Below are 23,820 nucleotides of genomic sequence, written 5' to 3' on the forward strand. Positions count from 1 at the left end.
CTTGCTTTCGTTTTTGGGAATTCCCTTTAACATATAGGCTTATTCAAATTCCAATGTGTCTTTTGTTCTATCTAATAGGAAATTCATTGAGAAAATATGCTATTGTTGAAAGGTTTTTGATGAATAGCAATTGGATGTCTTTGTGGAAATATTGTTTGTTGGGTTTGTTGGGGTGTGTTTTGACTTATGTATATGTGAGAACTGATGCGTTAAAACATAGTCAGGAAATTTTGAACTATTTTGAGATAGGGATGGTTCTTGCTTGTTTCAGCGCTATTGTCGGTGTAGCTTCATTCTCGGTTTTTTCTCTCAAAAGAATGCCTAAATTAGGAAATGTATTGATATATATAGGTAGAAATACATTGATAATTATGTCTGTTCAGGGTATATTTATATCATTAGCTGATTATTTTTTGCGTCCATTGATACCGTCGTTTGCTATCGGTAAGTTAGTTCAGTTTATTTTTGTATTTTCCTGCTGTTTGATAATGATACCACTAATCAATAAATACATTCCTGTACTAGCCGGTAAAGGGATAAAACATCGTTCACTTTAATTAAATATGTTTCTTTCAGTTATTATTCCTGTATACAACGTAGAACCTTATTTGCATCGTTGTATTGATAGTGTCATAGCCCAAGATATGAGTGATGAAATAGAATTGCTGTTGGTGGATGATGGCAGCAAAGATGCATCGGGGGCAATATGTGATGAATATGCATCGAAGTATAGTTGGATTCATGCTTTTCATATTCCCAACGGAGGAGTAGGCAATGCGCGTAATTATGGTATTGAACATGTTCAAGGTGAATACTTTACTTTTATAGACTCGGATGATTTTATTGATCCCGGTTTCTATAAAGAGGTGTTAAGGTTGCATCGTCAAACTCCTTCAGACGTATATTTATTTGGTTATAAGGATTATCCTCTTAATAGTAGCGATGGGCATAGGTTGAAACAATGTCGTTGTGATGATACTGAATCATTGGCGCAATTGTATTTAGATATGAAGAAAAACTATCTGATGTTTCCGATTTTCAACAAAATTTTTAATTCTATTGAAAATCGGAAACATCGATTTTTGACAAATATTCACTATTTTGAGGATTGCCTCTTTGCTCTTGATTGTCTGGGTAAAGCAAAATCTGTAGGAGTGATTGAGCAGGCTCCTTATAATTATGTGCATCATCCGGGGGAACATTTAGGCGGAAAATATACTGCACCGGAGGTGGTGGTTGAAGTAGCTCGTGAATTGAAGAGGCGAAGTGACTTACTTCCTCAAAGTGATGAACTGACTCAATATACAATTCTTGAATACTATAATAACATGCTTCATGCGGTTGATAGCAGCCGTGGCATAAAGCAAAGATTACAATATATACGCATACTTTTGAGGGAAATCGAGACGTTTGGTTTCAAGACTGAATTCAAGAAGTATCTAGGCAGGAGAAAAATACTGATGCAGTTCTCGAGTCCTGTAGGTGTACTTATGATGTGCCTCTTACGTAATTTAATCCTAAAATTCAGATGATATGTATCAAAATTATAAAGTTGTAGTGAATACGGCTGCAGGTCGCCGCCGTTATATGCAATATTTGGTTCCTCCCATTTTGAATGCTGATATTGTGGATCGGTATGATATATGGGTTAATACTCGCAATATGGTGGATATTGAGTTCTTTAAAAAGCTTGCGCAGAAATATCCGAAAGTTAATTTGGTGTGGCAACCGGACGGAGTTGTTAATGGCATTGCGAGCATTAATGCATTTTATCGTGATTGCTGCGACAAAGATACTATTTACATGAAACTTGATGATGATGTGGTATGGTTTGAACCCGAACTGTTTGAGAAGATGGTGAAGTTTCGTGTGGATAACCCAGAGTATTTTTTAGTATCACCGCTCGTAATCAATAACGCTTTGTCTACTTATCTTTTACAGGTGCATAATAAAATCAAGTTGGATAAGTATTATATGAGTATCTGTGGGGAGAGAACTATCTGCTTTGATGGCTGGTTTGCGGCAGATTTGCACGATTGGTTCATGGAGAAATATCTTATTGCCGGTAAATATCAAGAGCTGTATGTTGGTAAGCATCCTATGGGGATGGCTCGTTTTTCAATCAACTGTGTTTTATGGTTTGGTAATGAAATGGCTGAATTTAAAGGTGAAGTGCCAGGAGATGATGAAGAGTTTTTGAGTTGTATCAAACCAACTCAATTAGGTAAGGCTAACTGTTTTAATGGCGATGCTCTGATTGCTCATTTCGCTTTTGGACCTCAACGAGAGGGGCTTGATAAGATGGATATTCTGAATCGATATGGTAAAATATTGCATGATTTGTGGAAGCAGGATGAATCAATGCGTGAGATAGACATTTCTGTACAACAAATGATTAAGAAAGTTGAAGCGCGTGAAGCTGAATTGAACAGCCTTCCATCACCATATAAATGTATACCTAAAGTAAAAGTGCCTTTCTTCATGCGTTTAGGAAAAAAACTGCCGGAAAGGGTGAGATGTGCAATCAGAGAACTACAACGTAAACAGCGATATAAATTCATAGAAAGATAAAAAATATCTGTGAAAAAATCAGAATAGAAAAAACTAACATATTATGAAACAATATGATTATTTGATAGTGGGTTCCGGACTTTTTGGATCCACCTTTGCCTGTATGGCTAAACGACAAGGTAAGAAATGTTTGGTCATTGATAAGCGTCCACAGCTGGGTGGCAATCTTTATTGTGAAAATATAGAAGGGATAAATGTTCACCAATATGGAGCGCATATCTTTCATACTTCAAACAAAGAAGTGTGGGATTTTGTCAACTCTATAGTGGAGTTTAACCGATATACCAATTCACCGGTGGCTAATTATAAAGGCAAACTTTATAATCTCCCCTTTAATATGAATACCTTCTACCAGATGTGGGGCGTGACAACCCCTCTCGAAGCTGAAGCTAAATTGGAAGAACAGCGGACGGAAGCAAAAGTTGCTCTTAATGGTCGTGAACCTGAAAATTTGGAAGAACAGGCGCAGCTTCTTATTGGAAAAGATATTTATGAAACACTCATCAAGGGATATACTGAAAAACAATGGGGACGACCTTGTACAGAATTGCCTGCTTTTATCATTCGTAGATTGCCGGTACGTATGGTATTCGATAATAACTATTTTAATGACAAATATCAAGGAATTCCAATTGGTGGGTATAATAAGCTGATTGAAGGCCTATTGGATGGTGTGGAGTGTCGTCTAAATTGTGATTTTGGGGAGAACCGTGAAGAACTGACAGCTCTTGCCGATAAGATTGTTTATACAGGTGCAATAGATGAGTTCTATGGTTATCGTTTGGGGCGTTTGCAATATCGCACCGTATCTTTTGAAACAGAGATCTATGATACTGCTAACTATCAAGGTAATGCTGTAGTGAATTATACTGACCGAGGAGTACCCTATACTCGTATCATTGAGCATAAACATTTTGAGATGTTCGGTCAGCAACTTTTTGATTGTCCGAAAACTGTAGTTAGCAAAGAGTATTCTGCAGAATGGAAACCCGGTATGGAGCCCTATTATCCGGTAAATGATACTCTGAATAATGATTTAGCCGATAAATATCGTGCGTTGGCAGCTCATGAAAAAGATATCATCTTTGGAGGTCGATTGGCTGAATATAAATATTATGATATGGCTCCTATTGTGAAAAGGGCTTTTGAAGTAGTTAGATCACAAGGTTTATAAAAATGAAGAAATACATACTTATTATTAAAACTATAGCAAATGATAAACTTAGTAAATCTTTAATAGGTGGTGGAGCAAGTGTTAAGGCTCCTCAAGATATACATAAAATTGCTTTACAAAATGGTTATGAAGAATATCCTATCATTTTGAGAGGGTATAAGAATAAGCTACTTTTTATTGTTGTTTTATTCCTAAAAATGATTCGTCTTGCTATCAATTTACCTAATGGTGCAACATTGTTGATTCAGTATCCAAGCTTAAATCCTAAAATGCTTTATTTTATTTTTCCTTTCTTGAAAAAAAAATATCTGATAACATTGTTGCATGATATTAATTCTGTAAGAGAAAAAGGGGAGCTATCGGGCTTTGAGAATAAGGTTTTGTCAAATTTTGATGAAATAATTGTGCATACACCTGAAATGCAAACTTATTTTGAGCAGCGATTGAGACCGGGCATTAAATATCATTATTTAGGTTGTTTCCCTTATATTGCAGTCCCAGATAAAGAAGCACGTCAGTTAAGTAAGCAGGTTTGTTTCGCAGGTAATATAGATAAGAGCGTGTTTTTTAGTGATTTTGTTTTTGAGAATAAAGATTTAGATCTTATAGTATATGGTTCTTGTTCCTCAAATAATGCTATGAAGAATAAATATGAGTATAAAGGAGTTTTTAAGCCTGATATGATTGGTCACTTAGAAGGGAGTTGGGGACTTGTTTGGGACGGAGATTCCACAGAAACCTGCTCTGGTACATGGGGGAGTTATCTTAAAATTATTGCACCTCATAAATTTTCGTTATATGTGTTAGCTGGATTACCATTAATAGTATGGAAGGATTCGGCGATGGCGAAATTGGTAGAGATGAAGAATCTTGGTATTACCGTGACATCGCTTTCAGAGATTTCTGCTAGAATTTCTGCTGTTTCAGATAATGATTATAAAGAATATTGTGCTAATATTCTAAAATTCCAGCCAGTTCTATTGAAGGGTGAAAATGTGTGTTTGTAGAACATTGGGTATTATAGCCATATAGGAGTGCATAATTTCTAGTAAATTTTATTATTATATGTTGGGTCTTAGCTTGGTAATAATTAATCGTGATATTAAGGAATATTGTTTTCCTTCCTTAATGGCTTTTTTTCTTATTTGTTCAAATTCAATTATTTTTCCTGGTATATATACATTACTCATTGCATTTGGGTATGTGGCATTTTACAAAATTAGATATGGAACCTTTACCATTAAATATTCAAAACTAAATATCTTACTTCTTTTAGCCTGCTATATTTCTGTATTTTCAAATTTATATATCGATTATCGCATTCTTATGTTTACTGGGATGATGCTTATTTGTGCACCATTTTATGTATCTAAAAAAGTCTTCTTATTTGAACGCAAAATTTTATCTGTAATTTTATTATTTTTTCCTGTTGTATCAATGATAGCTATGTATTGCTATCTAAAAGGCATAAATGCCTTTGCACAGGAGGGGGTACATATTGACCTCTCTTTTTCGGCTATTTATTATCATCCTATGTGGTTAGCTCCTATTGCAGGATTAGCTAATGTTATTTTGTTGTGGTGTCTATTTCAGTTACAAAATAAATGTTTCAGATGTATTGTGTTGTCTATTTTGTTACTGTCTATTTATGTCACTGTTGTTGCTGCCTCTCGTACTGCTCTTTTTGCATCCGTGATAACCATGGTGTTATACATTGTATACAATGCAAGAAATGTAAAAAAAATAATATTGTATTTGTTAGTTATAGGATTTCTTGCAACAATATCGATTCCTGTATATCTTGAGCATTCAACTCAAATACAAAATAAGTTTGAAGGGGGAAAAGGTGAAAAATATGGTTCTCGCTCTGCCCATTTTGGAGAGGGGTTTGATAAATTAAATGAATCTCCTCTTATTGGAAGTGGATTTGCAACGGCTTGGTATAGAGGCGTACTTCATAAAGGTCGATTGGAGAGTGGTAGCGGATGGTTGTCTATATTATTTCAATTAGGTGCCTTAGGTGCAATAATAATGTTATTCATTCTAAAGAAAGTAACTCGAGTTTTTAAATATATTAGACATGATCGAAGGTTACAATTGTTTGTTATTTCTTTACTTTTTCTGTGTTTGCATTCTTGTTTTGAGGGGTATTTATTAACTGTCGGTTATTATATAGGTTTTGTATTTTGGCTTCTAATTTCTCATATAATATGTTATCCGGATATGGTGAAGAAGTACAAATTAAATTTTGAATCATGAAAATGTTTTCTTTGGATACTTTTGTTTATAGTGTATTGTTCTTTTGTATTGATTGTGACAGGCTTGAATCTGTTTATAATATTTGATGTCATTCTGTCTTCATTCAGTTGATGTTCATGTGTTAATAGCTTATTTGTTATGATCTTTTTTATTTGCAAAATCTTGTTTTGAAATGAACTTATTTTTTTTCCAAAATTGTATTAGTCCGCATCAGATACCTTTTATCGAAGAACTGTCAGTTTTTACAGATGTTGATAGGGTAGTGGTGATAGCTCCTCGTGTGGATTACGATGATCGAAAGCTGATGGGATGGAAGACATCAAAATTGCTTGAGACAAAAGGTATAGAGTTTTTGATTACTCCTACTATGAAAGTAGTGCAAAGACTATATGAGGAATGCAAAGGTATTGAAACGTTTTGTTTTTTTTCTGGTATCAATGCTTTTCCTGAAATTGTGCCATGGATGAAACTCTCATTCAATTATTCTTTTAAGCGAGGAGTAATAACCGAGCCACCATTACTCTATAATCATCCACTATGGTTGCATAAACTAAGATTTGCATTGAAAGATTGGCGATACGTAAAGTATTTTGACTATTTATTGGTGATGGGCGATGAATTTGTGCCTTATTATCGCTTTTGGAGTAAAAAATGGAAAGTATTACCTTTTGTATATTGTACAGAGTGGAGAGAACGTATATATCCTATACCGACTTCAGAGAAGCTTAAGGTACTCTATGTGGGTAGTTTGTCAGATAGAAAGAATGTGGTGGAGATGTTTCAAGTGTTGTGTCAAAAGACTGATTTAGAGCTTGGTATTGTAGGTGACGGTGAGAAGCGAGCACAAATTGAGGAGATGAGTATGCAGGCTAATACAGAAGTAGTGCTTTATGGTATGCAACCGATGGAGAGGATCTCGGATATTATGCAACAATATGACGTACTGATTTTGCCTTCGAAGCATGATGGGTGGGGAGCTGTTGTGAATGAGGCGTTGATACTTGGACTATATGTGATAACAAGTAATCATTGTGGAGCTTCGTATCTATTAAAAGATAAGCAACAGGGTATGATATTTACTTTAGAAGAGGCACAGAGTTTAAGCAACGTGGCTGATGTTTGTATTGCAAAAAAAGATTGGATAAGGGAGACGGTAAATGAGCGTATTACATGGAGCAAAAACTACATCTCGGGTAAAGCAGTGGCGAACTATATAGTCCAAAATTTATAAATAAACGCTTATGAAAGTAATACATTATATTCCTAGTCTAGACCGTTCTTCAGGTGGTACAACTGCCTATATGCAGTTATTGACTAAAGAATTGACACGGTTGGTAGAACTCTATGTAGTGAGCCATGCTAGTGAGAATCCTGTAGTAATAGATAATTGTACGGTGTATTTCATTCCTGAATTTAGAAACTTCATGGGGATGAAACGACAGTGGAGAATATTGTTAACTCAATTACAGCCTGACGTGGTGCATGTAAACTGTTGTTGGATGCCTGCTTGTGCCTTTATACAAAAGTGGGCACAGGCATTGGGGTATAAAGTGGTGCTAACACCTCATGGTATGTTAGAGCCGTGGATTATGGCGCGTCATTATTGGACTCGTAAATTACCGGCACTGTGGTTTTATCAAAAGGCGGCAGTGATGAAGGCGGATGTATTGCACGCTACTGCAGAAAGCGAGAAGGAGAATTTACTGAAGTTGGGCTATAACAATAGGATTAAGATCATTGCTAACGGTATTGATGTAGAGAATATAGAGATGAAGTCATCATGGAAGCGGAATAAGGAGATTCTTTTCTTGAGTCGTGTACATGTGAAGAAGGGAATTAATTTTCTTCTTGAGGCAGTTGCTCAATTGAGGGAACAGGTAGAGGGGTATGTGATACGTATTGCTGGTGAAGGAGATGCTATCTACATTGATGAGTTAAAGCAATTAACAGAACGTCTTGGTATATCAAAACTAGTCTTCTTTGAAGGTGGTGTATATGGTAATCGTAAATGGGAATTATTCCGTCAAGCGGATCTTTTTATATTACCTACACATAGCGAGAATTTTGGTATTGTGGTGGCAGAGGCATTAGCTAGTGGTACACCTGCGGTAACAACAATGGGTACACCATGGAGTGAGTTAGAGAGTCGACGGTGTGGCTGGTGGACGAAAGTTGGTACAGAGGCAACCGTACAAGCACTTCGTAACTTTTTATCGCTTACTGAAAATGAGTTGGAGAAGATGGGACGTAATGGTCGTAAACTGGTAGAGGAGAAGTATTCGGCACGTAAGGTGGCAGAGGAGTTTGTGGAAATGTATAAATCAATTTTATGAAAAAGGATTTGATGGGATTTAAAACTCTATATTCGAAGAGGAATAAGTTTCGCAGATTGATATGGAGTATGGTTTGGACTTGTCTTGCCCGTCCGTTTCCCCGCTCTATGGCAATGGGATGGAAACGTATGCTGCTTCGTGCTTTTTGGGCAAAGATTGCATCTACGGCTGCAGTGTATGCTATTGCTAAAGTGTTCCAATCTTGGTTGCTGGCAATGGATGATTACCCCTGTTTGGCCGAGGGAGTAGATTGCTACAATACAGTACCCATTCGGATTGGGCGTAATGCTACGGTCAGTCAGCGGGCTTTCCTTTGCACTTCAGGACATGACATTACCGACTCACGTTATCATCAGACCAATGCTTCGATAGTGATTGAAGATAGGGCTTGGGTGTGTGCCGAAGCTTTTGTGGGACAAGGAGTGACTGTAGGAGAAGGTGCTGTATGTGCAGCACGTGCAGTAGTGATTAAAGATGTTGAATCATGGACTGTGGTTGGGGGGAATCCGGCAAAGTTTATAAAGAAAAGGATGTTAATAAATATCAACAGGACACCCTTGTCTCTTATTTTATATAATCAGTTAGCTTGATGCTGCATAATATAATTGAGCTGACATGAAAGTAAATATAATAACAGGGCCTTTTGGCTGTCTACCCCCATATGCTATTGGAGCAGTGGAAAAATTATGGTACTCTATCGGTACAGATATGAGAAATAAGGGACATCAAGTCATCTTTATATCTAAGAAGCCACTAAAAGAGAGTTCTATGGATGATAATCTTCTTCTGCATGGCTATGAAAGAACTGGATCTTGGGTAAAAGACTTTGTTCTGGATTTTGTTTTTTCAATAAAGGCATTAAGTAAAATGCCTAAATGTGATATGCTTGTGCTTAATTCAATATGGAGCCCTATTCTTTGTCTATTATTTAAATGGAAGTATCGTAGGGCTTTATATAATGTGGCACGATTTCCGAAGAAACAGATGGGGGCGTATTTTGCTATGAGTAGTTTGGCATGTGTGTCAACTGCAGTTTACAATGCATTAATAGAACAGAGTCCGAGTATGAAATCTAGGGCTTGTGTCATACCCAATCCGATTGATACTCATATATTCTGTAATGAACACATGGTAAAAACTCTTTCAGATAGTCCGGAAGTGGTTTATTCTGGCAGAGTACATAAAGAAAAGGGACTGGATATATTAGTAAAAGCAGTGACAAGACTCCATGAGGTGGGGGTATCTGTTGGATTACGGATAATTGGTGCAACGAAAATAGAAGACGGAGGTAGCGGTGAAGACTATGTAGATTATTTAGAATCTTTGGTAAGAGGATACAGGATAACATGGGTGGAACCTATTTTCTCACCTAGTTTGTTGGCAAAAGAAATACGTAAAGGTGATATTTTTTGCTATCCTTCTATAGCTGGATTAGGTGAGACATTCGGTGTAGCCCCTCTTGAGGCAATGGGCTTAGGATTGGTTCCTATTGTTTCGAATTTAGATTGTTTTAAGGACTTTATAGTGGATAATGAGAACGGATTGGTCTTTGATCATACTGATGTACGATGTGATGAATTGTTAGCTAATTGTTTAATGCGCTTATTATCAGATGAAAAAATGTATTCAGAAATGTCAGCGAAAGCAATTAAAAAGTCTGCAGGTTTTAGTGTGAGTAGAGTGTCTGATATGTATATGAGTATTTTTAAAAAAGTATTAGGTGGTGAGTAAGCTTTATCATAAAAATAAAAACCAACGTGATGCGTATTCTAGCCCATGGCCAAAGAAAGAAGCAATCATGATTCGTATATGGGAAGTGGTTTGGACGCTTTTTGTAAGGTGGCTGCCAAAGCCTTTTTATCGGTGGCATATATTTCTATTGAAGTTGTTTGGGGCACATATTAGTGGTCATCCTTTTATTGCGCCTACTGCCCGTATATATGCCCCATGGCTTTTAACCGTAGGAGATAGGTCTTGTATAGCGACTCGAAGCGAAATATATAATTTGGGACCTGTTATTATAAAAGAGAGAGTAACCATAGCGCAGTATGCTTATATATGTAATGGATCCCATGATTTATCTGATAATAAATTACCTCTGGTTGTAGGTGATGTGGTTATTGACAATGATGTGTTTATTGGAGCAAGAGCCATAATTCTGCCAGGATTACATCTTTGTCGATATTCGGTTGTTGGTGCTGGCGCAGTACTTACCAAAAATACTACTGATTTTGGCATTTATGCAGGTAATCCTGCAAGATTTATAAAAGAAAGAAATATTTATGGTGAATAATCATTATTATGGTGGCTCTTATGTTGCATAAATCTCCTAAAATCTGTTTAGCTTGTTCGGCAGGCGGGCATTTACGTGAGCTACAATTGGCTATCGGTGCTATTCCCGAGCAATGGGATTGCTATTGGCTTACCTTAAAAACGACATCAACTAAAGCTTTTATGGCAGACAAGGAACATGTATTTTTAGTGAATTTTCAACCAGCAAAGAAATGGACACTGATAGTGAACTGTTTGCAAGCAATATTCTGGGTGCTGGTGAAACGCCCAGATGTAATCATTACTACAGGAGCTGGTGTGACTGTACCTACGGTTTTTTTCGCAAAAAAACTATTGGGGACAAAAGTAATATTTGTTAATTCGGCTGCTGATGTGACACATGCTTCTAAAACTCCCGTATGGATAGAACGGTATAGTGATCTATTTTTGGTCCAATGGGAAGAGATGCGGCAATTATTTCCTAATTCAATTTGTTGTGGTGTTTTATGATTTTTGCTAGTTTAGGTACAATGAACATAGCCTTCAATCGTATGGCAAAAGCCGTGGATGAATGGGCAGCTATAACTAAGGAAGAGGTGATAGTACAAACTGGGTATACAGATTATCCCTACAAACATGCGAAAGCTTTTAAATTTTGTACAAAGGAGCAGATGAAGGGTTATATTTCTAGAGCTGATATATTAATACTTCAAGGTGGCTGGGGAGCAATATCGGAAGCGATGGAATTGAGGAAAAGAATAGTTGTGATACCAAGATATGACAAGGTAGAGCATATCCATGACCAATTTCAATTAATTAGGAAATTGGATACTTTGGGATGTGTGCTAGGGGTATTTGACGAAAGGGAGCTTGCTGCAAAAATGGAACAGGCAAAAACTTTTGAGTTTAAGCAAATAGAGAAAGGAAACGCACAGAAACTGATTGAGAAGAAACTGCAGGAGTGGTTTCCGAGATGACAATAATTAGCGAGTTCAAAATAGAATCTTATGAAAGTATCTATAATAACGTCATGCTTTAATCGTGTGGCGACGATTCGTGGTGCTATAGAGAGTGTCTTGGCGCAGGACTATAATAACATAGAGTTTATTGTTGTAGATGGGGCGAGTACAGATGGTTCGTTAGAGATTATTAGAGAATATGAAGATCGTATATCAACTATTATCAGTGAGCCTGATCATGGTATGTATGAAGCCATCAATAAGGGAATTCGTGTGGCTACAGGTGATGTAATCGGATTGCTACATTCGGATGATTTCTTTTATGATAATGGGGTCATAAGCCGCATTGTGGAACACATGAAGACTACTCGAGCGGATTTTCTGTATGGTGACGGACTTTTTGTGAATCCCGATAATACTGACAAGGTAGTACGTAACTGGATTGGCGGTGATTATCGTTTGTGGAAGGTACGTCATGGCTGGCTTCCATTACATCCTACTTGTTATATTCGCCGCGAGGTAATGATGAGACTAGGTCTTTATAACGAAAGTTATAAGATTGCTGCGGATAGTGAACTGCTGGTGCGTTATCTGATGACGGGCGGACTTTCTGTTACTTATTTGAAAGAGTATGTTGTACGTATGCGTATGGGAGGGCTTTCTACTGATAGTGCTAAGCGTAAGAAAATGTGGGGAGAGGACATTAGAGTGTATTCCTCTCACGGTCTATGGCCTACTCTGACTAAATTAGAGAAGATGGCATGGAAAGTACCACAGTTTGTGTTGGCATTATTGAAAGGATAATGGCAATTAAATGGATTTGATAGCTGATTTGTGCAGATCAACTAGCTACTTTCTAAAAATAAATTCTTGAAGATTATTAGCTTATAATATAACGATATATGTAGGTCCCTAACTTCATGCTACACACATGAATCCCCTACATTCTGCAGGTTGGGAAAAATACAGCGGTATATTCCTGATCTGTCCCCTCATATTGGCAAAATGCTGATATGTATTCTAAATATATCAACTGTCTGTGAAGATCGTTGATATATTGTTTTTTAATAGCATGCTTATTGATTAAAAATAATCAGATTTGATTATATATTTTCGGATTTACTTGCTATCTTTGTAGTAAAGATACTATTTATTGTATTCAATATGCAAAAAGAAGAGATATTACGATTGATCAAAGAAACAATAGCTAAGACAATACCATCTGGCGCTAAAGTTATTTTATTCGGATCACAGGCTCGTGGAGATGCTAGGGAGGATTCGGATTGGGATATTCTTATTTTACTGAATAAAGATAAAGTAGAATTAGATGATCATGATTATATTTCTTATCCTTTTTTTGAACTTGGATGGAATATTGATGTACAAATTCACCCCATTCTTTATACTTTTAAAGACTGGATGGAAAGAAGTTTTTCACCATTTTATAAAAATGTGGAACGGGAGGGGATTGACTTATGTTAAGTGCTGAGGAAAAAATAGCAATTGTAAATTATCGTAGACAAAAGTCTCACGAAAGTTTGAATGAAGCGAAGGAAGTCATCAAATTGGGCTTTTGGAGTTTAGCTGGAAATAGACTTTACTATGCTGCTTTTCATATGGCTTCTGCTCTGTTGTTGGATAAAGGAATAACAGCACGTTCTCATAGTGGAGTTATCCATCTGATTGGTGCTCAATTTGTAACCAAGGGATTATTGGAAAAAGAATATGGACGTTTGTTTTCTCGGTTGTTTGAAATGCGTCAATCGGGTGATTATGATGATATGTATGACGCAACAGAAGAAGAAATTCTTCCTCTTATTGATAAAACTGTAATGTTTATTTCTAAAATGGAGGATTTGTTGACTTTTAAGTAGGGTACAGTGAAGTCCCTTATTTTATCTCAAATTTCTAAAATACGTCCGTATCTTCCGCATAATCTTGATTCCCATCACCACACCATCGAATATAGCCATACCGGTATTGAACGAACGCATGAGTGCATCCGCCTTGTTGGTTGCCGGAGCAAGTGGGGCAAATATTTCGCGTGTAGTAGCTGTCATGGCTTTTTTTTGAGCATGGATCTCATTTAAAAGCTTCTTTTTACGTTCGGCAATCTCTTCTAATGTAAATTTCTGCGGGGTCTGCGCATTCATAATTTATTTATTTGAATCAGTTAAAAATAAATTAGCGAGGAAGTTCACCATCGGAGAAATGATGAGCTGCTTGCGGAAAATAATAACCAGGGCGATGAGAACAACATTGATGCCTGCTATGATGGCGAAACTCGACATCAGACCGCCCACTAAAGGCTCCAATATATAAGCAAGAGCAAAAAGCAGATAAAACAGGGCAACCATGCCAAGGATAATAAGTACTAATATCATAATTAACGTGGAAAAAAGTATGGTTAACTTCTCCGTCAATTCTAATTTGGTATATTCTTTTTGAAGCTCCAGATATTTCTTGAACTCGAAAAACAACTGCTGAAAATTCTCAATACTTTTATCGTCTGCAAACATGGTCGCTCTGTTTTTAGTCTTTGGTTACTCACTTATTCTGCTATTTCTCCCTTCATCTCGGCAGCGATCTCGTCAACGAGAGTTTCCATTTCACTGCGATTCAGCTTGATTCCCTTTTTACGAAGAATCTCTGCGATTTTATGACGGGTATCTTCTCCCTTTTCAGGAGCAAATAAAATACCAAGGGCTGCACCTACGGCTGCACCACCCAGAAAAGCTGCTAAAACATTCAATCCTTTCATAATGTATAATGTTTAAAATGATTATGATACAACAAATATAACATTTTTATGGAAAGGTTGTTCGTGAAAACTGAAATTTTTTGCTACGTTTTATAATTCTTTTTTTCTTTTATGGTTTAATCTTATTTAACTGACTTTCGTAGCTAACCTTTGAAGGTTAAGGCGTACTTTTGTTTTCGAATATTGTAAATCAAAACATAATGGAAGCTAAGATTGTTTTTATAACTGGCGCCAGTAGCGGAATTGGTGAGGGTTGTGCCCGTAAATTTGCGAGGGAGGGATGGAATCTGATTCTGAATGCCCGTACCGTATCGAAACTGGAAGAACTGAAAGCTGAACTGGAAGGGGCGTATGGTGTCCGGGTTTATATATTGCCTTTTGATGTGCGCGACCGGAAATTGGCTGCCGCCTCTTTGGAATCATTACCCGAAGAATGGAAGGCGATTGATGTGTTGGTGAACAACGCCGGACTGGTGATCGGTGTGGATAAGGAATTCGAGGGTAGCCTGGATGAATGGGATATCATGATCGATACGAATATAAGGGGACTGTTGGCTATGACGCGTTTGGTGGTGCCCGGTATGGTGGAACGCGGACGCGGACATATTATTAATATAGGATCTATTGCGGGGGATGCCGCTTATCCGGGCGGAAGTGTGTATTGCGCAACGAAAGCTGCCGTGAAGGCTCTTTCGGACGGACTCCGGATTGATCTGGTGGATACTCCATTGAGAGTGACGAATGTCAAACCGGGAATGGTGGAGACAAACTTTACAGTGGTGCGTTATCGGGGAGATAAGGAAGCTGCCGATAATTTTTATAAAGGGATTCGTCCGTTGACGGGAGATGACATTGCAGAAACGGTTTATTTTGCCGCGTCGGCTCCTGCACATATTCAGATTGCGGAGGTACTTTTGATGCCTACTTATCAGGCAACAGGCACTATTTCGTATAAGAAGAAGCCGGAATAGACGTTTTTTTGACGGATTTCTTTGCCGGATGATAAAATTTCTATTATTTTGTTGCCCGAAACTAAATATAATAGACGAGAATATTGAATTATTAATTAAAACAGAGTATAGGATTATGAAAAAATTAGTCGTATTAGGAATGGGAGTATGCTTGGTGCTAGCATTTGCATCTTGTAAATCCAGCGAAAGTGCCTATAAGAAAGCTTACGAAAAAGCAAAACAGCAAGAATTGGCAGAACCGCAGGTGGAAGCTCCGGTAGAGGTTACTCCGGTGGTTGCAGCTCCTGTGACAACTACTAAAGTGGCAGATACATCCGGCGTTCGTCAGGAAAAGGTTACAGTGGTTTCCGGTAACGAAGGATTGAAAGATTATAGCGTTGTAGCAGGTAGCTTTGGTGTGAAAGCGAATGCTGAAGGCCTGAAAGATTGGTTGGACGGACAGGGATATCACTCTACGATTGCATTTAATGCTGATAAGGCAATGTATCGTGTGATTGTGAACTCTTTTGCTGACAAGACTGCTGCTGCTGAAGCTCGCGATGCATTCAAGGCTAAATACCCGAACCGTTCGGATTTCCAGGGTGCTTGGTTGCTGTATCGTGTATATTGATTTCTTTTTGGTAATATATATTGGAAAGAACGAACGTTTTTTTCCGAATAAGAAGGCGGTAACTGGGAAGTTACTGCTTTTTTATTGAAAATGAGTGGCTTTTTCGTTTAGATATTTTTATCTTTCTACTAAAAGAAGTTATAAATGATAGTGGGGAAACTTTTATAGCAAAGAAAGTTTTTACTTTTGTCAACTCTTAATTTGGAGGATGTTTTGCCTGAATGTGAATAGGGCATTAATTTAGAGATTGAATGGAACAAAAATATGTAATGGCTGCTATCGACGCGGCTCTAAAAGCAGGTGAAAAGATTCTTTCTATTTATAATGATCCGGCATCGGACTTTGAAATAGAGAGGAAAGCTGACAACTCTCCGCTAACTATAGCAGACAGAAAAGCGCATGAAGCGATTGTGGCTATTCTGAACGATACTCCTTTTCCTGTTCTTAGTGAAGAAGGGAAGCATTTAGGGTATGAGATCCGTCGAGGATGGGATACTTTATGGATTGTAGATCCGCTGGATGGAACGAAGGAGTTTATTAAGCGCAATGGAGAATTTACGGTAAATATCGCTTTGGTGCAGAACTCTGTACCTGTATTCGGTATTATTTATGTGCCTGTTAAAAAAGAACTTTATTTCGGGATCGAAGGTGTAGGGGCTTATAAATGTTCCGGTATTGTCAGTTTGGAAGATGACGGCGTGGCATTGGAACAACTGATTGGGAAGTCGGAACAGATACCTTTGAAGGAGGTGCACGATCATCTGATCGTGGTTGCTTCCCGTTCGCACCTGTCGCCTGAAACGGAATCATATATTGCAGATTTGAAGAAGAAACACGGCAGTGTGGAGTTGATTTCGAGCGGAAGTTCAATTAAAATCTGTCTGGTTGCTGAAGGTAAGGCTGATGTATATCCGCGTTTCGCTCCGACGATGGAGTGGGATACGGCTGCCGGGCATGCGATAGCCCGTGCTGCAGGGATGGAAGTATATCAGGCTGGAAAGGAAGAACCTCTACGATATAATAAGGAGGATTTATTGAATCCGTGGTTTATCGTTGAGCCAAAAAGAGAACACTAAATAATGTTTATATGACATTTGAAATTGTATTTGTACTATTATCCCTATTAGGAATGGTAGCGGCTTTGATAGCAGATAAGATGCGTCCGGGCATGATACTTTTTTCGGTAGTGGTTTTGTTTCTGTGTGCCGGCATTCTGACTCCTAAGGAGATGCTGGAAGGGTTTAGTAATAAAGGGATGATTACCGTTGCTCTGCTGTTTCTGGTGAGTGAGGGTATTCGTCAGTCGGGCACATTGGGACAAGTGATTAAGAAGTTGCTTCCGCAAGGAAAGACGACAGTATTTAAGGCACAGTTGCGTATCTTACCTTCGGTGGCATTTATTTCTGCCTTTCTGAATAATACGCCTGTTGTGGTTATTTTTGCCCCGATTATCAAGCATTGGGCTAAGTCGGTGAATCTCCCGGCTACGAAGTTTCTGATTCCTCTTTCTTATGTGACTATTTTAGGAGGTATCTGTACCTTGATCGGTACTTCTACCAATCTGGTGGTGCACGGTATGATATTGGAGGCCGGATTTGAAGGCTTTTCTATGTTCGAGCTCGGAAAGGTGGGTATTTTTATAGCTATTGCCGGAATCATTTATATATTTCTTTTCTCCAAACGTCTTTTGCCGGATGCACGTCCGGATACGGCTGTGCCGGATGAAGAAGTAGAAGAAGGGGAGAAGTTGCATCGGGTAGAGGCTGTTTTGGGTGCCCGTTTTCCCGGTATCAATAAAAAACTGAAGGATTTTAATTTCCAGCGTCATTATGGTGCAGAGGTAAAAGAGATCAAGACACGTAACGGACAGCGCTTCGTCACTAACTTGGACGATGTGGTACTTCATGAAGGGGATACGCTTGTTGTGATGGCTGATGATACTTTTATCCCGACGTGGGGGGAATCTTCTGTGTTTGTCTTGTTGACAAACGGGAATGAACCGGATACTAGCGGGAAGAAGAAGCGTTGGTTTGCTTTGTTGTTGCTGGTGCTGATGATTGTGGGTGCAACGGTAGGGGAGCTTCCGGTAACGAAGGAGATGTTTCCGGATATCAAGTTGGATATGTTTTTCTTTGTGTCTATTACTACTATTATTATGGCATGGACGAATCTGTTCCCTGCCCGTAAATATACTAAATATATTTCGTGGGATATTCTGATTACGATTGCCTGTGCCTTTGCTATCAGTAAGGCGATGGTGAACTCCGGCGTGGCGGATAGCGTTGCGAAGTTTATTATCGGATTGAGTGATGATTACGGCCCGCATGTGTTGCTTGCAATGGTATTTATTATCACGAACTTGTTTACGGAATTGATTACTAATAATGCGGCAGCGGCTTTGGCATTTCCTTTGGCACTGTCAATCTCTGCCCAATTAGGAGTGAGCCCTACGCCTTTCTTTGTGGTAATCTGTATGGCTGCATCTGCCAGCTTCTCGACACCGATTGGTTATCAGACAAATTTGATTGTGCAAGGTATCGGTAACTATAAGTTTACGGATTTTGTACGTATCGGGTTGCCGCTTAATATTATCACTTTCTTAATCTCTGTTATTCTGGTTCCGTTGATCTGGAACTTTTAAATAAAATTGTAAATGGAAGAAAAGAACCATATATATCCGATATTTGACCGCATGATGACGCGGCAGGACAAAGAAGAGCTTTTGGGGCAACACAGTGTGATGATCTGGTTTACCGGATTGAGTGGTTCCGGAAAGAGCACGATTGCCATCGCATTGGAACGTGAGCTTCATAAGCGTGGATTGCTTTGCCGTATCCTGGATGGGGATAATATCCGTAGTGGAATTAATAATAACCTGGGATTCTCCGAAACGGACCGGGTGGAAAATATCCGTCGCATAGCGGAAGTGTCTAAGCTGTTCTTGGATAGTGGTATCATTACGATTGCTGCATTTATCAGCCCTAATAATGATATTCGCGAAATGGCTGCAAACATTATTGGTAAGGATGATTTCCTGGAGGTTTTCGTTAGTACTCCGTTGGAGGAATGTGAGAAACGTGATGTGAAAGGATTGTATGCGAAGGCACGGAAAGGGGAAATTCAGAATTTTACAGGAATTTCCGCACCTTTCGAGGTTCCCGAACACCCGGCTTTGTCACTGGATACTTCCAAATTGACTTTGGAGGAGTCGGTGAACCGTTTGTTGGAGCTTGTTTTGCCAAAAGTGAAGTGTATAAAATGAAATAAATATGGAAGAATATAAATTAAGCCACTTGAAGGAGCTCGAAGCCGAGTCTATTCATATCATCCGCGAGGTGGCGGCGGAATTTGAGAATCCGGTGATGCTTTACAGTATCGGAAAGGATTCTTCGGTGATGGTACGCTTGGCTGAAAAAGCGTTTTATCCGGGTAAAGTGCCATTCCCGTTGATGCATATCGATTCGAAATGGAAGTTCAAGGAGATGATTCAGTTTCGTGATGAATATGCGAAGAAGTACGGATGGAATCTGATCGTTGAAAGTAATATGGAGGCTTTTCATGCAGGGGTAGGACCTTTTACGCATGGAAGTAAGGTGCATACGGACTTGATGAAGACGCAGGCTTTGCTTCATGCGTTGGATAAGTATAAGTTTGATGCTGCATTTGGTGGTGCTCGTCGTGACGAGGAGAAGTCACGTGCGAAGGAACGTATTTTCTCTTTCCGGGATAAGTTTCACCAATGGGACCCGAAGAATCAGCGTCCTGAATTGTGGGATATTTATAATGCCCGCGTGCATAAAGGGGAAAGTATCCGCGTATTCCCGATTAGCAACTGGACTGAATTGGATATTTGGCAGTATATTCGCTTGGAGAATATTCCGATCGTTCCGCTGTATTATGCTAAGGAGCGTCCGGTGATTAATTTAGATGGCAATATTATTATGGCGGATGATGACCGTTTGCCTGAAAAATACCGTGACCAGATTGAAATGAAGATGGTTCGTTTTCGTACGTTGGGCTGCTGGCCTCTGACTGGGGCGGTGGAAAGTGGAGCTGCTACGATTGAAGAGATTGTGGAGGAAATGATGACTACGACGAAAAGTGAACGTACTACCCGTGTGATTGACTTTGACCAGGAGGGTAGTATGGAACAAAAGAAACGTGAAGGATACTTTTAATTGTAACTAGTAATGGCAGATAATAAATTAGATATAAAAGCTTTTCTGGACAAGGATGAACAGAAAGACTTGTTGAGATTGTTGACTGCGGGTTCGGTAGATGATGGAAAATCTACGTTGATCGGACGCTTGTTGTTTGACAGTAAGAAATTGTATGAGGATCAACTGGATGCACTGGAACGTGATAGTAAGCGTGTAGGAAATGCAGGCGAGCATATTGACTATGCGTTATTACTGGATGGTTTGAAGGCTGAACGTGAACAGGGTATTACGATTGACGTGGCTTATCGCTATTTTTCTACTAATGGCCGTAAGTTTATCATCGCGGATACTCCGGGACACGAACAGTATACCCGTAATATGATTACCGGAGGATCTACGGCTAACTTGGCTATTATCCTGGTGGATGCCCGTACCGGAGTGATTACCCAGACTCGTCGCCACACTTTCCTGGTGTCTTTGTTGGGAATCAAACATGTGGTATTGGCTGTCAATAAGATGGACCTGGTGGATTTCTCGGAAGAGCGTTTTAACGAGATTGTGGCTGACTATAAGAAGTTTGTTGCTCCATTAGGTATTCCTGACGTCAACTGTATTCCGCTTTCTGCATTGGATGGGGATAATGTAGTGGATAAGTCTGAACGTACTCCGTGGTACAAGGGCATTTCTTTGCTCGATTTTCTTGAAACGGTTCATATTGACAATGACCATAATTTTACGGATTTCCGTTTCCCGGTTCAGTATGTGCTTCGTCCGAATCTGGATTTCAGGGGATTCTGTGGTAAAGTTGCATCAGGTATTGTTCGCAAGGGCGATACGGTGATGGCACTTCCTTCTGGAAAAACATCTAAGGTGAAGAGCATCGTGACTTATGACGGGGAATTGGATTACGCTTTCCCACCGCAGTCTGTGACCTTGACATTGGAGGATGAGATTGACGTGTCGCGCGGCGAAATGTTGGTGCATCCTGACAATCTGCCGACGGTGGATCGTAACTTTGATGCGATGATGGTCTGGATGGATGAAGAACCGATGGATGTAAATAAGTCGTTCTTTATTAAGCAGACTACCAATTTGAGCCGTACGCGTATTGATACGATAAAGTATAAGGTGGACGTGAATACGATGGAGCATCTGTCTCTGGAGAATGGTCAGCTGACTAAAGAAACGTTGCCTTTGCAGTTGAATCAGATTGCCCGTGTGGTGCTGACTACGGCTAAGGAATTGTTCTTTGATCCTTATAAGAAGAATAAATCTTGTGGCTCATTTATCCTGATTGACCCGATCACTAATAATACTTCGGCAGTAGGTATGATTATTGACCGCGTGGAAATGAAAGATATGAGTGACACGGAAGATATTCCGGTATTGGATATGACAAAACTGGGAATTGCTCCGGAACATTATGAAGCGGTAGAGAAAGTTGTGAAGGAACTGGAACGTCAGGGTCTTGCAGTGCGACTAATAAAATAGATTGTTTAATAATAAATTGAAAACTGAAAATGACAGTATCCTGTCGTCTTTAATTTTTAATTTTTAATTTCGAATTAATAAAGTGGGATTACTCGAATTTAATAAACTTCCGATTAATACATTGGTAGGTGCCGACTGGAAGACATTCAAGGCTATCACCGCCGGTCGTGAAATTGATGCAGCCTACAAAGGTAAATACCGATTGACGAAGGCTGTGTGCCGATTGCTTTCTCCACTGGCGTCATTACAAGACAGGCGTTACGAGAAGTTGCTGGCTAATCAGACGTTGGAGCATGATCCGGTGTTCATTTTGGGACACTGGCGAAGTGGAACTACATTTGTACATAATGTGTTCTCTTGTGACAAGCATTTTGGGTATAACACTACTTATCAGACTGTATTTCCTCATCTGATGATGTGGGGACAGCCTTTCTTCAAAAAGAATATGAGTTGGCTGATGCCGGATAAGCGTCCGACGGATAATATGGAACTGGCAGTGGATCTTCCCCAGGAAGAGGAGTTTGCTTTGTCGAACATGATGCCTTATACATATTATAATTTCTGGTTCTTGCCGAAATATCAGCAGGAGTATGCCGATAAGTATCTTTTGTTTGATGATATAACGGATGCCGAATTGAAGGTGTTTGAAGAGGTATTCACGAAGTTGATTAAGATTTCTTTGTGGAATACCCAGGGAACTCAATTCCTTAGCAAGAATCCTCCGCATACCGGAAGGGTGAAGGAACTGGTGAAGATGTTCCCGAATGCTAAGTTTATCTACCTGATGCGTAACCCGTATACCGTGTTCGAATCTACACGCAGTTTCTTTACCAATACGATTCAGCCGTTGAAATTACAGGATGTCAGCAATGAACAATTAGAGGAAAATATCCTTTCTATCTATGCAAAACTTTATCATAAGTATGAATCGGATAAGAAATTTATTCCGGAAGGTAACTTGATGGAAGTGAAATTTGAAGATTTTGAAGCGGATGCGATGGGAATGACGGAGAATATTTATCAGTCTCTTTCTATCCCCGGATTTACCGAAGCACGTACTGATATAGAAAAATATGTGGGCGGAAAGAAGGGATATAAGAAGAATAAGTATAAATATGACGACCGTACGATTCGTTTGGTAGAAGAGAACTGGGATTTTGCTTTGAAACAATGGGATTATAATTTATAAGAAGAAAAAGAAAGGAAAAGTATTGATGATTCAGAAAAGCGTTCATCGCCTGTTGATGACAGGTTTCGTTGCATTTATTTCTTCCTTGTCTTTGATGGCGCAACATAAAGTTGAAATGCTTCCTTTTGGGGACATGGATCAATGGGTGGACCGTCAGATAAAGGAATCGAGCATTATCGGTGGGAATACAAAGAATGTATATGCGATAGGGCCGACGACGGTAATTAAGGGAGATCAGGTTTATAAGAATATGGGCGGATCGCCTTGGGCTACTTCAAATGTGATGGCGAAAGTTGCCGGTATTACGAAGACTAATACTTCGGTATTTCCGGAGAAGCGAGGAGATGGATATTGCGCCCGTTTGGATACGCGCATGGAGAGTGTGAAAGTGTTGGGACTGGTTAATATTACGGTGTTGGCGGCTGGCTCTGTCTTTACCGGTTCGGTGCATGAGCCGATTAAGGGTACTAAAAACCCACAGAAAATGTTGCAGACCGGTATTCCGTTTACCAAAAAACCGGTGGCTCTTCAGTTTGACTATAAAGTGAAGATGTCCGACCGAGAGAACCGTATTCGCGCTACCGGTTTCAGCAAGATTACGGATGTTCCCGGAAAAGATTATCCGGCAGCTATCCTGCTTCTGCAAAAACGTTGGGAAGATGCCAATGGAAATGTGTATGCAAAACGGATAGGGACTATGGTGACTTATTACTATCATTCGACGGACTGGAAAAATAATGCGACCTATGAGATTATGTACGGTGACATCACGAATCGTCCGGAATATAAGTCGCACATGATGCGTTTGCAGGTGACTGAAAGTTATACGGTGAACAGTAAGGGTGAAAGCGTGCCTATTCATGAAGTGGCCTGGGGAGATGAAAATGATGTTCCGACTCATATGTGTCTTCAGTTCACGTCCAGTCATGGAGGAGCCTATATCGGTTCTCCGGGAAATACACTGTGGATTGACAATGTAAAACTGGTATATTAACTAAAGTATATAGACAAAGAATAGAAATGAGGTTGTGTCAAAACGTTGGCACAACCTCTTTTATATTTTACAGTTCT

At 39.2% G+C, this 23,820-nt stretch carries 28 protein-coding genes; 25 read left to right on the forward strand and 3 right to left on the reverse strand.

Annotated elements, in window-relative coordinates:
• The first annotated feature begins 86 nt into the window (after nt 1-86).
• From DWZ47_RS25375 to DWZ47_RS25450, 16 genes are all read left to right on the forward strand, one after another.
• Nucleotides 87-557, forward strand: a complete 471-nt coding sequence (locus DWZ47_RS25375) for a hypothetical protein (protein WP_225739724.1) — start codon at nt 87-89, stop codon at nt 555-557.
• 6 nt (nt 558-563) lie between these two features.
• A complete protein-coding gene (locus DWZ47_RS25380) occupies nt 564-1,532 on the forward strand; it encodes a glycosyltransferase family 2 protein (RefSeq protein ID WP_117515097.1) in 969 nt (322 codons plus the stop codon).
• Between the two features lies 1 nt (nt 1,533).
• Entirely contained in the window at nt 1,534-2,571 is a 1,038-nt protein-coding gene (locus DWZ47_RS25385; protein ID WP_004313219.1) for a hypothetical protein, read from the forward strand.
• A 43-nt stretch (nt 2,572-2,614) separates the two neighbouring features.
• Nucleotides 2,615-3,745 (forward strand): UDP-galactopyranose mutase, encoded by a 1,131-nt coding sequence (glf, locus tag DWZ47_RS25390; protein ID WP_008651624.1) that lies wholly within the window; start codon nt 2,615-2,617, stop codon nt 3,743-3,745.
• A 2-nt stretch (nt 3,746-3,747) separates the two neighbouring features.
• Nucleotides 3,748-4,752 (forward strand): hypothetical protein, encoded by a 1,005-nt coding sequence (locus DWZ47_RS25395; RefSeq protein ID WP_008018133.1) that lies wholly within the window; start codon nt 3,748-3,750, stop codon nt 4,750-4,752.
• 58 nt (nt 4,753-4,810) lie between these two features.
• Nucleotides 4,811-6,004, forward strand: a complete 1,194-nt coding sequence (locus tag DWZ47_RS25400) for an O-antigen ligase family protein (RefSeq protein WP_004313222.1) — start codon at nt 4,811-4,813, stop codon at nt 6,002-6,004.
• Between the two features lie 172 nt (nt 6,005-6,176).
• Complete coding sequence (locus tag DWZ47_RS25405) at nt 6,177-7,235, forward strand: glycosyltransferase family 4 protein (RefSeq protein ID WP_004313223.1); 1,059 nt, start codon at nt 6,177-6,179, stop codon at nt 7,233-7,235.
• A 10-nt stretch (nt 7,236-7,245) separates the two neighbouring features.
• Nucleotides 7,246-8,337, forward strand: coding sequence for a glycosyltransferase (locus DWZ47_RS25410; RefSeq protein WP_004313224.1), 1,092 nt, complete (start codon nt 7,246-7,248; stop codon nt 8,335-8,337).
• An 11-nt stretch (nt 8,338-8,348) separates the two neighbouring features.
• Nucleotides 8,349-8,927 carry a putative colanic acid biosynthesis acetyltransferase gene (locus DWZ47_RS25415; protein ID WP_008651628.1) on the forward strand — a complete coding sequence of 193 codons (579 nt, stop codon included), beginning with the start codon at nt 8,349-8,351 and terminating at the stop codon, nt 8,925-8,927.
• Between the two features lie 25 nt (nt 8,928-8,952).
• Complete coding sequence (locus tag DWZ47_RS25420) at nt 8,953-10,068, forward strand: glycosyltransferase family 4 protein (RefSeq protein WP_004313226.1); 1,116 nt, start codon at nt 8,953-8,955, stop codon at nt 10,066-10,068.
• On the forward strand, nt 10,061-10,630 hold the full coding sequence (locus DWZ47_RS25425) for a DapH/DapD/GlmU-related protein (protein ID WP_008997745.1): 570 nt from the start codon (nt 10,061-10,063) through the stop codon (nt 10,628-10,630). The genes DWZ47_RS25420 and DWZ47_RS25425 overlap by 8 nt, the downstream gene beginning before the upstream one ends.
• 8 nt (nt 10,631-10,638) lie before the next feature.
• Entirely contained in the window at nt 10,639-11,118 is a 480-nt protein-coding gene (locus tag DWZ47_RS25430; protein WP_004313228.1) for a hypothetical protein, read from the forward strand.
• Nucleotides 11,119-11,159: 41 nt separating this feature from the next.
• Nucleotides 11,160-11,585, forward strand: coding sequence for a glycosyltransferase (locus DWZ47_RS25435; RefSeq protein ID WP_229096967.1), 426 nt, complete (start codon nt 11,160-11,162; stop codon nt 11,583-11,585).
• Between the two features lie 30 nt (nt 11,586-11,615).
• Complete coding sequence (locus DWZ47_RS25440; protein ID WP_008651635.1) at nt 11,616-12,371, forward strand: glycosyltransferase family 2 protein; 756 nt, start codon at nt 11,616-11,618, stop codon at nt 12,369-12,371.
• 360 nt (nt 12,372-12,731) lie between these two features.
• Nucleotides 12,732-13,049, forward strand: coding sequence for a nucleotidyltransferase domain-containing protein (locus DWZ47_RS25445; protein WP_117515099.1), 318 nt, complete (start codon nt 12,732-12,734; stop codon nt 13,047-13,049).
• Nucleotides 13,043-13,441, forward strand: coding sequence for a HEPN domain-containing protein (locus DWZ47_RS25450; protein ID WP_004297509.1), 399 nt, complete (start codon nt 13,043-13,045; stop codon nt 13,439-13,441). Before DWZ47_RS25445 ends, DWZ47_RS25450 begins: the two co-directional genes overlap by 7 nt.
• Nucleotides 13,442-13,462: 21 nt before the next feature.
• Here the strand turns inward: DWZ47_RS25450 and DWZ47_RS25455 are convergent, their stop codons facing one another.
• The 3 genes from DWZ47_RS25455 to DWZ47_RS25465 are packed head-to-tail and all read right to left on the reverse strand — an operon-like array spanning nt 13,463 to nt 14,328.
• Nucleotides 13,463-13,720 carry a hypothetical protein gene (locus DWZ47_RS25455; protein WP_117515101.1) on the reverse strand — a complete coding sequence of 86 codons (258 nt, stop codon included), beginning with the start codon at nt 13,718-13,720 and terminating at the stop codon, nt 13,463-13,465.
• 3 nt (nt 13,721-13,723) lie between these two features.
• On the reverse strand, nt 13,724-14,086 hold the full coding sequence (locus tag DWZ47_RS25460; protein WP_004297511.1) for a phage holin family protein: 363 nt from the start codon (nt 14,084-14,086) through the stop codon (nt 13,724-13,726).
• 32 nt (nt 14,087-14,118) lie between these two features.
• Entirely contained in the window at nt 14,119-14,328 is a 210-nt protein-coding gene (locus tag DWZ47_RS25465; protein ID WP_004297513.1) for a YtxH domain-containing protein, read from the reverse strand.
• Nucleotides 14,329-14,528: 200 nt separating this feature from the next.
• On the opposite strand from DWZ47_RS25465, the gene DWZ47_RS25470 reads away from it, so the two are divergent.
• The 9 genes from DWZ47_RS25470 (at nt 14,529) to DWZ47_RS25510 (ending at nt 23,743) form a co-directional block, all read left to right on the forward strand.
• Nucleotides 14,529-15,299, forward strand: a complete 771-nt coding sequence (locus tag DWZ47_RS25470) for an SDR family oxidoreductase (protein ID WP_004307255.1) — start codon at nt 14,529-14,531, stop codon at nt 15,297-15,299.
• A gap of 115 nt (nt 15,300-15,414) precedes the next feature.
• On the forward strand, nt 15,415-15,909 hold the full coding sequence (locus tag DWZ47_RS25475; RefSeq protein ID WP_004311445.1) for an SPOR domain-containing protein: 495 nt from the start codon (nt 15,415-15,417) through the stop codon (nt 15,907-15,909).
• Nucleotides 15,910-16,160: 251 nt separating this feature from the next.
• Entirely contained in the window at nt 16,161-16,985 is an 825-nt protein-coding gene (gene cysQ / locus DWZ47_RS25480; protein ID WP_008651639.1) for a 3'(2'),5'-bisphosphate nucleotidase CysQ, read from the forward strand.
• Between the two features lie 11 nt (nt 16,986-16,996).
• Nucleotides 16,997-18,550: an SLC13 family permease gene (locus DWZ47_RS25485; protein ID WP_117515103.1), complete on the forward strand. Its 1,554-nt coding sequence runs from the start codon at nt 16,997-16,999 to the stop codon at nt 18,548-18,550.
• A 12-nt stretch (nt 18,551-18,562) separates the two neighbouring features.
• Entirely contained in the window at nt 18,563-19,171 is a 609-nt protein-coding gene (gene cysC, locus DWZ47_RS25490) for an adenylyl-sulfate kinase (protein ID WP_004297522.1), read from the forward strand.
• Between the two features lie 7 nt (nt 19,172-19,178).
• Complete coding sequence (gene cysD, locus DWZ47_RS25495; RefSeq protein ID WP_004297523.1) at nt 19,179-20,087, forward strand: sulfate adenylyltransferase subunit CysD; 909 nt, start codon at nt 19,179-19,181, stop codon at nt 20,085-20,087.
• A 12-nt stretch (nt 20,088-20,099) separates the two neighbouring features.
• Nucleotides 20,100-21,560 (forward strand): sulfate adenylyltransferase subunit CysN, encoded by a 1,461-nt coding sequence (cysN, locus tag DWZ47_RS25500; RefSeq protein ID WP_117515106.1) that lies wholly within the window; start codon nt 20,100-20,102, stop codon nt 21,558-21,560.
• Between the two features lie 82 nt (nt 21,561-21,642).
• Nucleotides 21,643-22,749 carry a sulfotransferase family protein gene (locus DWZ47_RS25505; RefSeq protein ID WP_117515108.1) on the forward strand — a complete coding sequence of 369 codons (1,107 nt, stop codon included), beginning with the start codon at nt 21,643-21,645 and terminating at the stop codon, nt 22,747-22,749.
• A 25-nt stretch (nt 22,750-22,774) separates the two neighbouring features.
• A complete protein-coding gene (locus DWZ47_RS25510; RefSeq protein WP_004319111.1) occupies nt 22,775-23,743 on the forward strand; it encodes a PCMD domain-containing protein in 969 nt (322 codons plus the stop codon).
• Nucleotides 23,744-23,820: the final 77 nt, after the last annotated feature.

Source organism: Bacteroides sp. AF32-8BH, from assembly GCF_003435205.1.
Taxonomy (GTDB): Bacteria; Bacteroidota; Bacteroidia; order Bacteroidales; family Bacteroidaceae; genus Bacteroides; species Bacteroides ovatus.